Below are 10718 nucleotides of genomic sequence, written 5' to 3'. Positions count from 1 at the left end.
CTCTCAGCTTCATCCCAATTGCCGCGATTTTGCTCGATATATCCCAATACTCCCCAACTTGTTGCCATACCAGAGCGATCGCCCAATTCTGTCCTTAATCCCAAAGATTGCCGGTACAATCTCTCAGCTTCATCCCAATTGCCGCGATTTCGCTCGATATCTCCCAATACTCCCCAACTACTTGCCATACCAGAGCGATCGCCATATTCGCTGAAAATTTCCAAAGCTTTTTGATAATAACCTTCAGCTTCAGTCAAATTCCACATTTCTTTTGCCACCCATCCTAACTGCTGGTAGGTACTTGCTTGAGAGTAAATATCTCCGATGGCTTGTTCAATTTCTAAACATTGCTGATAAAAAACAGTTGCCTTTTCCCACTCTCGCAAATCCTGACAGACATTCCCCAAATCATACAAAGCATTAGCTTCACCGCGACGGTTTCCCAGTTTTTGGGCGATTTCCAGCGATGCTTGATAGGCACTCATTGCCACCGAAAATTGTCCCTCTTGCCGATAAGATGCACCCAACTCATTGTAAACTTCAGCTTGCAGCGATATATTTCCACTTTCCTTAGTCAACTCCAAAGCTGGTTCTAAATACTCCCTCGCTTTAAGCGGCTTTCCTTGACTGAGATAAGCAACTCCTAATTGATGCAAAATATTGCTGCAAGCACTAGGATTTTTTTCCGTTCCAGAATGACTCGGCTTGTACTCCATCAACAAAAACTCTAAAAGTTCAATTCGTTCTTGTTTTTCTGGTGTCTTTAAAGTCCTAAAACTCCTTTCCGAATCGAGAGTTCGAGCAACGGCATCATCTCTAGTAGATTGAGTAGTTTTAAACAAAAATACGGCAGATTTCCACGACCAAAAATCCGGTGCAAACTTCGCCAAACGAGTAATCCCATAGTCTGGCAAAACAAATAGCATCGGATGGGGAACTCTGGTTTTATAAGCATCTCGTACAAAATTGAGGTCTTGTAAAACCGGAGGATATTCAGCAAATTTGCCGATAGATTTTTCCAATCCTCGCACAATTAAAACTAATTCTTTATTGGCTTCTCGCTTAATTGTCGGTAAAATTTTGACAATTTCATCTAGCAGAAAGCGCAAATTTTCATCAAAACTCAAAACTTCAAATTGATTTTCTTGAGAAATGGGATGTTTTTTTAAACCTTCAATTAAAAACTCAGCCTCAGCATTAAAATTAACTTCTACAAATGCGATCGTAAACTTGTCCGCAAAATCAACGAAGGTCAAAAGTTCAGTAAATATTTGCTGATTTGCTGCTATAAGTCGCGCAAGTTGTGAATTTCGATCGTTATGGGTTAACATTGGATTGGCTGGCATCTCGGAGGGCTTTTTGGAATTCTTCATTTTGCTTCACCACCGGATTCGGATAGTTCCATCGATTTTTGCCGTTATATTCCAAAACAGAAGTGTTGAATAACATTAATTGACCGACATCATCTTTAGTAATATTTTTTGTCAAACAAGTTTCAGCTAAAACCGGGTAATGATTTTGCGGGATAATTCGCTCAAAATTAAATTGTTCTTGTTTGACTGCATAAATAACATCGTCGGCAGTTATTTTAGCATTACCGTTAGTGCTGGCAGTCAAACAAGCTGTCCGCATCATCCGTATGAGTTGGCGAACATGGCCTCCGCTAGCTTTTGCTAATTCTAGCAATTCTTCCCGCGACTCAAATATCTTGTCAACTTCCACGCGGCGCTCGATTAAGCTAGCAATAGCATTTAAGCCTGCTTGGTTGTAGTTTAAGTCACAATTATCTCGATCGAATTCATAAATATTGACCATCGGGACAATGTGGGGGTTGCCAAAATTATTATTGAGATTTTTAGCAGAATAAAGAACTGAAAGCGGGACTGTGTAAACTATCGTACAATCCAGTTGTTGAAGTTGAGCCGCATAATCAAAAAACAAATGGTTTCCAACCTCTGGAGAAACGCGGTCTAAATTATCAAAAATAATCAGAAAACCTTTATAGTTCGGAAACTTGTTGCGTAGTTGTCTTGTACCATCATTTAACAACAAATTAATATCAGCTTTTAAACGAGACACATCCTTTTCTAAAATTTGGCGAATGCTTTTTTTTCGTCTGTCAGATCCTTTAATTTGTGCCAGCAATTTCACCAGCAACTTAGCCAAAAAAGGAGCTTCTGACCCCAAGGTTGCTTCTCCTTCGATACTCACAGAACTTTCTACAGTTTGTTCTGTTTCTTCGGTAACATCCTTAAACCAAGCTTCAAAATTTTTCCTCAGCTTGTCATCTAATTGAAGTTTAAGTTTCCGTAATTCAAACTCAACTTGCTTGATGACAATTAAATATAAGTCCGTATAACTGACATCATTAATATCTGTTTCTTCGTTAACCTCCAGATAAATTATGCGATAATCTTTTTCCCACTGCTTTTGGATCAGTTTCAATTCTGTACTTTTGCCGCAGCCTGAATGTCCTGTAAACAAGATTGTGGTAAACTGTTCGGATTCTTGAAACTCCAAACGGGTACTGATACTTGCGATCGCTTTTGTTTTGCGAACTTCTGATAAATCGACGTAGTAGTGTTCGAGATCTTCTCCTTCTAATGGGTCGGTATTACAGACTCGAAAAGCTGTTTTGAGAGTTGTGGCGCGGTTGGTAGGATGAGTAGTCATAAATTTTTAATTTAGTAGATTTTTTGCGGGCAACCTGAACAATCTATCAAAGTTAAGTTGTGTAGGTACTTGTATTTTAGCAAAATAAGTAGATCGGCGGTTGCTCTACATAAGTAGGGACACGGCACTGCCGTGTCCTGTAAACCCTACTAAGGCAAATCGGTTTCACCCATCAAATAAAGGTCGCACTCCCGGGCCACGCCGCGCCCTTCATTAATCGCCCAAACCACCAAACTCTGTCCCCGGCGACAGTCCCCCGCCGCAAACACTCCCGGAATGCTGGTTGCATACTTTTCGTGCTCCGCCTTCACATTGCTGCGCGCGTCGCGTTCCAATCCCAGGGCATCCAGCAACGGCTGTTCCGGGCCCAGGAAGCCCATCGCTAGCAGCACAACCTGCGCCGGCAACACTTTCTCGGTTCCGGCGATTTGCTTGGGAATGAACTGCCCTTTCTCGTTTTTCGCCCACTCTACCTCAACAGTGTGCACGGCTTTGACGTTGCCGTTTTCGTCGCCCTCGAACTTCGTGGCGGTGGTGAGATAGCCGCGGGGGTCATCGCCGAATTTCGCTGCCGCTTCTTCTTGGCCGTAATCCAAGCGGTAGACTTTGGGCCATTCGGGCCAGGGATTGTTGGCCGCGCGTTCCGAGGGCGGTTTGGGCAGGATTTCTAGCTGTACCAGGCTTTTGCAGCCGTGGCGGATGGAGGTGCCCACGCAGTCGGTGCCGGTGTCGCCACCGCCGATAATCACGATGTCTTTGCCTTCGGCGGAGATGAAGTTGCCGTTGGTGCTCTTGTCTAACACTGCTTTGGTGTTGGCTGTCAAAAAGTCCATCGCGAAGTGGATGCCTTTTAATTCCCGCCCTTCTATTCCTAAGTCGCGGGGTTTGGTGGCGCCGGTACAGAGGACAACGGAGTCGTATTCTTTTAGCAGTTGTTCGGCTGGTAAGTCTTTGCCGACTTCGGTGTTGCAAACGAAGTTCACGCCTTCAGCTTCCAGGACTTTCAGGCGGCGCATCACGACTTGTTCCTTGTCTAGCTTCATGTTGGGGATGCCGTACATTAACAGGCCTCCCGGTCGATCGGCTCTTTCGTATACAGTTACCAAATGACCGGCTTTGTTCAATTGCGCCGCAGCCGACAAACCAGCGGGCCCGGAACCGATGATGGCGATTTTTTTGCCGGTGCGTTTGGCTGGAGGTTCAGCAGTAATCCAGCCTTCATCCCAGCCCTTATCGATGATTGAGGCTTCGATGTTTTTAATTGTCACCGGCGGGTTGTTGATGCCGAGCACGCAAGCGCCTTCGCAGGGCGCAGGGCAGACTCTGCCGGTGAATTCGGGGAAGTTGTTGGTTTTGTGCAGTCTGTCTAGGGCTTCTTTCCACAGTCCCCGATATACTAAGTCGTTCCATTCGGGGATGAGGTTGTTAATCGGGCAGCCGCTTGCCATCCCGCTGATGATGCTGCCGGTGTGGCAAAATGGAATGCCGCAGTCCATGCAGCGCGCGCCTTGGCTGCGGAGTTTGTCTTCCTCCATCGGTAGGTGAAATTCGTCCCAGTTGTGGACTCTTTCGACTGGTGAGAGCTCGGAGGGCAATTCCCGCAAGAATTCGATAAAGCCTGTTGGTTTTCCCATAGTGCTGTTTTTGTTAGAATTTACTATTTTGGTAGTTTTTCAAAGCTGAGGCCTGTAGGCTGATGAACTAACTATTGTCATATAAATTGCGGGCGATCGCACCTCAGATAGAGCAATTCGTACCTAAAATCTTCTATATCGCCCTGGCTACAAATAATCTGGCTGCTAAGCCTACCGACTGGAAGTCGGGGCTACACATACCAAGTCCGCCTCCGCGGACTGAAAACCATTGTGCTGACGGTGCTCGCACGCCACCGATACTCCCACATCTGGCAACTTTCCAGCGGCGTCCCCACCAGCGGCGTCTCCAAATACTATACAAAAAGTTACAGTTGCTAAATATTAATTTCAGGATATACTACTGTAAGCCCATCAATTATACGGAGTTAATATCTTCAACTCCTAAAATAGGTAAAAAATGTCATGAGCATTACAATTCAAAACGTATCGAAACACTTTGGCTCCTTTCACGCCATTGACAACGTGAGTTTGGAAATCAAAAGCGGCTCTCTAGTCGCGCTGTTGGGGCCTTCCGGTTCCGGGAAATCAACTTTGCTGAGAATGATTGCGGGGCTAGAACCGCCGGATGCGGGTCATATTTACTTGATTGGCGAGGATGCTACCCAGCAGTCGGTGCAGGAACGGCATATCGGTTTTGTGTTTCAACATTACGCTCTGTTTAAACACATGACTATCAAGAAAAATATTGCTTTTGCTATGGAAATTCGCAAAGTTCCTCAAAGCACCATTAGCAAGCGGGTTGACGAACTTTTGGAGTTAGTGCAGTTAAAAGGTTTGGGCGACAGATACCCTTCGCAACTGTCAGGAGGCCAGCGGCAGCGGGTTGCTTTGGCGAGAGCTCTTGCAGTTCAACCGAAAGTGCTGCTGCTAGATGAGCCTTTTGGAGCATTAGATGCTAAAGTTAGAAAAGAATTGCGATCGTGGCTGCACAACCTTCACAAAGAAGTTAACATCACCACAGTTTTTGTGACTCACGACCAAGAAGAAGCGATGGAAGTAGCCGACGAAATTGTGGTGATGAACAAAGGTAGAGTCGAACAAGTTGGCACTCCTGCGGAAATTTACGACAAACCGGCATCAGCTTTTGTGATGAGTTTTATCGGGCCAGTCAATGTGCTGCCGAATGCTGCGGGTTTGTTCGCCAGCAACGGTACAACGGCTCAAAATAATGGAGCTGCTCATTCTGAATTAGTGTTTTTGCGCCCCCATGACGTGGAAATTAAAACTAAGCCGGAGTCTGGTTTTGCGTTGGCAAAAGTCAGCCGCATCATTCATTTAGGGCGGGAAATTCAAACCGAGTTAGTGTTAGAATCGGGTCAGACGGTGACAGCTTACGTCAGCCGCGATCGGTTCGATTATCTACAGTTAAAGCGAGAGCAGCAGGTTTACGTCAAGCCCAAACAGGCGATGGTTTTTCCCGCTTATTCTATTTAAAATGAGCCGCGGAATCTTACTCTAAATTATATCGGGAGCCTCTACAACACACTACTACATCGTTACCAGGTTGATGCCTGGTAATGCTGTCTTGTGCCTCTAAATTCGAGGCAGATCCTCCAGGCATTCATTCCCAGGTTGAGCCTGGGAATGAGAAAAAATGATAAAAAATATTCATTTCCTGGAGCGGGTTGGAAGAACTATAAAAAAGATAGGTGAAGAATATGACTGCTAACAAATTGTTAGATTTAGCGGCTAGCACTTTACTTGGTTATCGCCGCCACATCCAAGTAGTGTTAACACTTTGTGCGGGATTGGGACTGTCTGCGATCGCCTGTTCAGTCGCGTACAATTGGGAATACAAAATCATGCAAGCCGAACTGCAAGAGCGGCTGGATCAAATAGCTACAGGCATCCAGAGAGATGTTAGCGGCAGTGTAGAAATAATTCGGGCCGCGGGAGCTTTTTACAGCACATTTGACGGGGAGAAACAACCGGAGTTTCAAAAATTTGTTGATTCTGCTTTGTACCGCCATCCGAGCGTGAAGGCGATCGCGTGGCTGCCCCGCATTTCTGACTCTCAACAATTCCTGACAGATGAAATAGATTTAGGTTTAGATTTGACTCCGAATCGGCTAGCTTTAGAAAAAGCAGCAAAAAGACAAGAAATTATCGCTACCGATCGCCAAATATTGCCAGCACAAAATCAACCCTGCATTTTCGTGTTTCAGCCAATTTTTAGTCAACTCGATCTTGGCGATGCTGCTGTATTGCCACCAAAATTACCTGCTTTGGAACAAGAAAATTTGCAAGGCTTTACTCTCGGCATTTTGCTAGTTGATGCAATTGTTAAATCGGCCGTGCAGGAAAGTATACTCAAGTCTGTAAACCTGTACCTTCAAGATGCTATGGCTCCTGAATCCGAAAGATTTCTCGCCTTTTACGAATCGAAGACAAAAAGGATAATCACGGACGAAAAAATTAAAAATAAACTACAAATAGGGGAAACAATTTACTGCCCGGACGGCAGCAGTTGCACTCGCATCCTCAATATTGAAAACCGCAGGTGGTTGCTGCGATTTCTGGTAACGCCGGAGTACATTAATCCTGTAAAATATTGGCGATCGCTGACTGTTTTAGTTTTCGGGACAGTTTTAACTCTAGCAGCAACCCGTTATTTATTGAGCTTGCTCAATTATACCGATCGCATTGAAAAAGTAGCGGCAGAACGCAGGGCTAAATCTCTACAGCTACAGCAGACTTTGCAAGAGCTGCAGCAAACTCAAACTCAACTGATCCAGCAGGAGAAAATGTCTAGTTTGGGTTTATTGGTTGCTGGTGTCGCCCACGAAGTTAACAATCCTATTAATTTTATTTACGGCAACATCCACCACGCCAGCGAATATGCTAAGGATTTGTTGGAGTTGGTAGAACTCTACCAGAAACACTATTTATACCCTCACTCGGAAATTTCAGAGCATTTAGAAAATATTGACTTTGATTTTATGAGCGAAGATTTGCCGCAAATTCTGTCCTCGATGAAAATAGGAGCCGATCGCATTGTTCAAATTGTCCAATCTTTGCGGAATTTTTCTCGCTTGGACGAAAGCGAAATGAAACCTGTCAACATCCATGAAGGCATTGACAGCACTTTGCTAATTCTGCAAAGCCGGCTAAAAGCTACAGCCGATCGCCCGCCGATCGGGATTGTTAAAAACTACAGCAATTTACCAATGGTTGAGTGCTATGCCGGACAATTAAATCAGGTGTTTATGAATATTCTGGCTAATGCGATCGATGCCCTTGAAACTTACAACCTCGATCGCGATCCCAAAGCAGCGAAAGCCAATCCGATCGCGATCGCCATCACCACAGAATATTCAATTCCAGACAAAATAATTGTGCGGATATCTGACAACGGCCCCGGCATGGCAGAAAATGTCAAAAAACGGCTTTTTGACCCGTTCTTTACGACGAAACCGAGCGGAAAAGGGACAGGATTGGGACTGTCAATCAGCTATAAAATTGTCGTAGAAAAGCACAAGGGTGCGCTGCGCTGCGATTCGACACCGGGATTGGGGACGGAATTCTCGATCGAGATTCCGCTGCGGCAACAAGTCAGACAAGCAGTACCGTTAGTTTCGCTGAAAATATCGGAGGCAGCTTAGAAAGGGCTGGAGAAGGAATTTTTTTTCTCATTAACTACTGTAACTCGGTCGGATTAGAGTATTATGTGTAATAATGCCACAACAATACTGCTAGTCCTGGACGCAGGGGAGGTCAGAAACCGGTTTTTTTACCGAAATACTTCATTACACCCAGAAGACAGGGCAAAAAACCCGGTTTCTTTGTTTTTAATGCGTCAGTCATGACTGGTTTATGCAGCTTAAACTTTGGGCGCTGGCGATACTGTAAAACCGAAACACGGCGAGACTGCAATTGTACGAACTAACTTGGATTCCTTCAGTAACTAGCTATGACTATTGCTTCACTTTCCACTAGAAATTTTGATGAAACGAGCAGACATATATTTTCTCGCCGCTCGCACTTGCCCAATAGAAGTAATGCTCTGTGGCAAATTGCAACTGGAGTAGTGCGAACTGTTACCTGGCTTGAAGATGGCACAATTATCACTTTGGGATTGTGGGGGCCTGGTGATACGATCGGCAAACCGATATCAAAATGCGATCCTTTTCAAATTGAATGCCTGACTAAAGTCGAGGCAATTCTCTTATCTGCCGAGCGCTGGCTAAATAGAGATATTTTGCTCAATCACATTCAGCAGGCTGAAGATTTTATTGTACTGCGAGGTTATAAAAAAGTTGATTTTATGCTCTATAAACTATTGACTTGGCTGGCTAAGAGGTTTGGTTCTGAGGTAGAGCAAGGACATCTGATCGATATGATTTTAACGCATCAGGACATTGCAGAAATCCTCGGTACAAGTCGCGTAACTGTCACTCGCACCCTCGGTATTTTTGAGCAGCAAGGTTTGATTGAGCGTCTGCCGCTCCACCGGATTGTTCTGCAACCTTCAGAGGTGTGGCACTACGAAATATAAAAGGATATTAACTGTTAACAGTTGTCAGCGCTTTTTTAGCGGCATTGCTTCCACCAGTTTGCACCGTTGGCTGTAGATTGCTGCTGCGAGAGTGGGGTAGTGTTGCGGGCATTAAATTGCGATCGCTCCTCCGGCTCCAGAATTAAACCAAAAATTAACTACTGTTTGCCTATAGACATTAAGTAGTAAATCGTGTAATCTATTAAATTAAGTAGAGAGAGCTGGCGATAGGTACTTGAGTGCGATCGCCCAATAGCTAGCAAAACAGTCATTCATATCAGGTCTCAACAGATCGATCGCCGCGAAGTAAGGTTCGTAGTGCGGACTTTAGTCCGCTTCTTCAGAGGACTGAAGTCCTCACTACAAACAGTTTTTATTGCGGGTAGTTGACCGGACATGATATCAATCTTGCCGCTATTGCCAAGAAGAATTGCCACAGCAGCAAAATCTTATAGATGATCTGGGCAAATCTCATCAGGCTGCATTTGCTCTATACCCAGCGCATTACACATTACAGTGAATTTTGCGCTCAATCCACCTGAGAAAAAATAAGAGGAACTAAGAAGCATAAATGCAGTACCATCATCTCAAAGATAATGTCTTGCAATCCTTAAAGAAAAAAGCTGGTTTTTCAGTGAGTTCTTTAAAGTCGATCGAGTTTCGTAAATCGTCCATAGTCAGAGTTTTTGCTTTCTTTTTTGCAGTAGGTTTAGGCTTTAGCTGGTTAATCCCTCAGACTGCGATCGGTCAGCCAAAACCTAAAGATGTCGAACTCACCTTAGTTTCCTTTGCTGTTACCAAATCCGCCTACGACAGGATTGTTCCCGGCTTCGTCGCCAAGTGGAAGCGGGAAAACAACCAGAATGTCACAATCAGCCAAAGCTACGGCGGTTCGGGTTCCCAAACCCGTGCTGTGATTAGCGGTTTGGAAGCCGATGTCGTACACTTAGCCTTAGAATTCGATACCGATCGCATCCAACAAGCCGGTCTAATTAAACCAGGTTGGCAAAGAGAAGTACCCAATAACGGAATTGTGAGCAAATCAGTTGCAGCATTAGTAACTCGCCCCGGAAATCCCAAAAAAATCCAAGGCTGGGCCGATTTAGCCAAACCCGGTATCAAAGTAATTACTGCTAATCCGAAAACCTCTGGTGTCGCGCGCTGGAACTTCTTAGCTTTGTGGGGTTCGGTAACTCGAAACGGAGGAAGCGAACAGCAAGCCAGCACCTTTGTCAGCCAGGTTTATAAAAACGTGCCAGTGCTTCCCAGAGATGCCCGCGAAGCATCTGATACATTCTACAAACAAAACCAAGGCGATGTACTGATCAACTACGAAAACGAAATTCTGCTGGCAAGAACGCAGGGCGAGACTGAACCTTTCATCATCCCCCAAGTGAATATTTCCATTGACAACCCAGTAGCTGTAGTTGATAAATACGCAGCTAAACATGGAACTACTAAAGTAGCAGAGGCTTTTGTGAAATATCTTTACACGCCGGAAGCTCAGCGAGAATTTGCTAAGGTGGGTTTTCGACCTGTTAACTCGACGGTAGCCGGAGAATTTAGCAGTAAGTTTCCTAGAATTAGCAAACTGTTTACAATTGCCGATGTAGGCGGCTGGAATGCGGTGCAAAATAAATTCTTTGCTGACAATGCGATGTTCGATCAAATTCAGAATTCTCTGGGAAGGAGATAATCTAAAATTCCATTAGTTAAATTTTCTCCTCGACTCCTCAATTAAGTTCAAAGGCAAGTGCGATCGCACTTGCTTTTTTTAGGGACGAGGTAGGGAACGAGAAATGTCGAGGTCGAGGTCTTTGAGGTGAGGAACCGCACTTTTTTAGATATTCCCAACCTCTGTGTTTTGCCACTTGTTCTCTCCCGATTTTTTGAGC

7 protein-coding genes are annotated in these 10718 nt (G+C 44.8%); 4 read left to right on the top strand and 3 right to left on the bottom strand.

Going from position 1 to position 10718, the window contains the following annotated elements; genetic code table 11:
• The 3 genes from JGK39_RS08000 to gltD form a co-directional block, all read right to left on the bottom strand.
• The coding region (locus tag JGK39_RS08000; RefSeq protein WP_293297203.1) for a tetratricopeptide repeat protein at positions 1 to 1346 on the bottom strand (1346 nt) is incomplete at its 3' end.
• Positions 1318 to 2673, bottom strand: coding sequence for a P-loop NTPase fold protein (locus tag JGK39_RS07995; protein ID WP_293253240.1), 1356 nt, complete (start codon positions 2671 to 2673; stop codon positions 1318 to 1320). The genes JGK39_RS07995 and JGK39_RS08000, both read right to left, overlap by 29 nt.
• 149 nt (positions 2674 to 2822) lie before the next feature.
• Positions 2823 to 4307 carry a glutamate synthase small subunit gene (gene gltD, locus JGK39_RS07990; RefSeq protein ID WP_293297206.1) on the bottom strand — a complete coding sequence of 495 codons (1485 nt, stop codon included), beginning with the start codon at positions 4305 to 4307 and terminating at the stop codon, positions 2823 to 2825.
• A 423-nt stretch (positions 4308 to 4730) separates the two neighbouring features.
• On the opposite strand from gltD, the gene JGK39_RS07985 reads away from it, so the two are divergent.
• From JGK39_RS07985 to JGK39_RS07970, 4 genes are all read left to right on the top strand, one after another.
• Positions 4731 to 5762, top strand: a complete 1032-nt coding sequence (locus tag JGK39_RS07985; RefSeq protein WP_293253234.1) for a sulfate/molybdate ABC transporter ATP-binding protein — start codon at positions 4731 to 4733, stop codon at positions 5760 to 5762.
• A 224-nt stretch (positions 5763 to 5986) separates the two neighbouring features.
• Entirely contained in the window at positions 5987 to 7930 is a 1944-nt protein-coding gene (locus tag JGK39_RS07980; RefSeq protein ID WP_293253231.1) for an ATP-binding protein, read from the top strand.
• 308 nt (positions 7931 to 8238) lie between these two features.
• Positions 8239 to 8823: a Crp/Fnr family transcriptional regulator gene (locus JGK39_RS07975; protein WP_293253228.1), complete on the top strand. Its 585-nt coding sequence runs from the start codon at positions 8239 to 8241 to the stop codon at positions 8821 to 8823.
• 571 nt (positions 8824 to 9394) lie between these two features.
• Positions 9395 to 10519, top strand: coding sequence for a sulfate ABC transporter substrate-binding protein (locus tag JGK39_RS07970; RefSeq protein ID WP_293253225.1), 1125 nt, complete (start codon positions 9395 to 9397; stop codon positions 10517 to 10519).
• Positions 10520 to 10718 lie beyond the last annotated feature (199 nt).

This window comes from Microcoleus sp. PH2017_12_PCY_D_A (assembly GCF_020738565.1).
Lineage (GTDB): Bacteria > Cyanobacteriota > Cyanobacteriia > Cyanobacteriales > Microcoleaceae > Microcoleus.
The sequence above is the reverse complement of the archived record's forward strand: the minus strand, read 5'-3'. Positions and strand labels throughout refer to the sequence as shown.

Bases quoted from the DNA above. Each gene is read 5' to 3' on its own strand.
- gltD (WP_293297206.1), bottom strand. From the start codon at position 4,307: ATGGGAAAACCAACAGGCTTTATCGAATTCTTGCGGGAATTGCCCTCC.
- JGK39_RS07995 (WP_293253240.1), bottom strand. From the start codon at position 2,673: ATGACTACTCATCCTACCAACCGCGCCACAACTCTCAAAACAGCTTTT.
- JGK39_RS07975 (WP_293253228.1), top strand. From the start codon at position 8,239: ATGACTATTGCTTCACTTTCCACTAGAAATTTTGATGAAACGAGCAGA.
- JGK39_RS07980 (WP_293253231.1), top strand. From the start codon at position 5,987: ATGACTGCTAACAAATTGTTAGATTTAGCGGCTAGCACTTTACTTGGT.
- JGK39_RS07970 (WP_293253225.1), top strand. From the start codon at position 9,395: ATGCAGTACCATCATCTCAAAGATAATGTCTTGCAATCCTTAAAGAAA.
- JGK39_RS07985 (WP_293253234.1), top strand. From the start codon at position 4,731: ATGAGCATTACAATTCAAAACGTATCGAAACACTTTGGCTCCTTTCAC.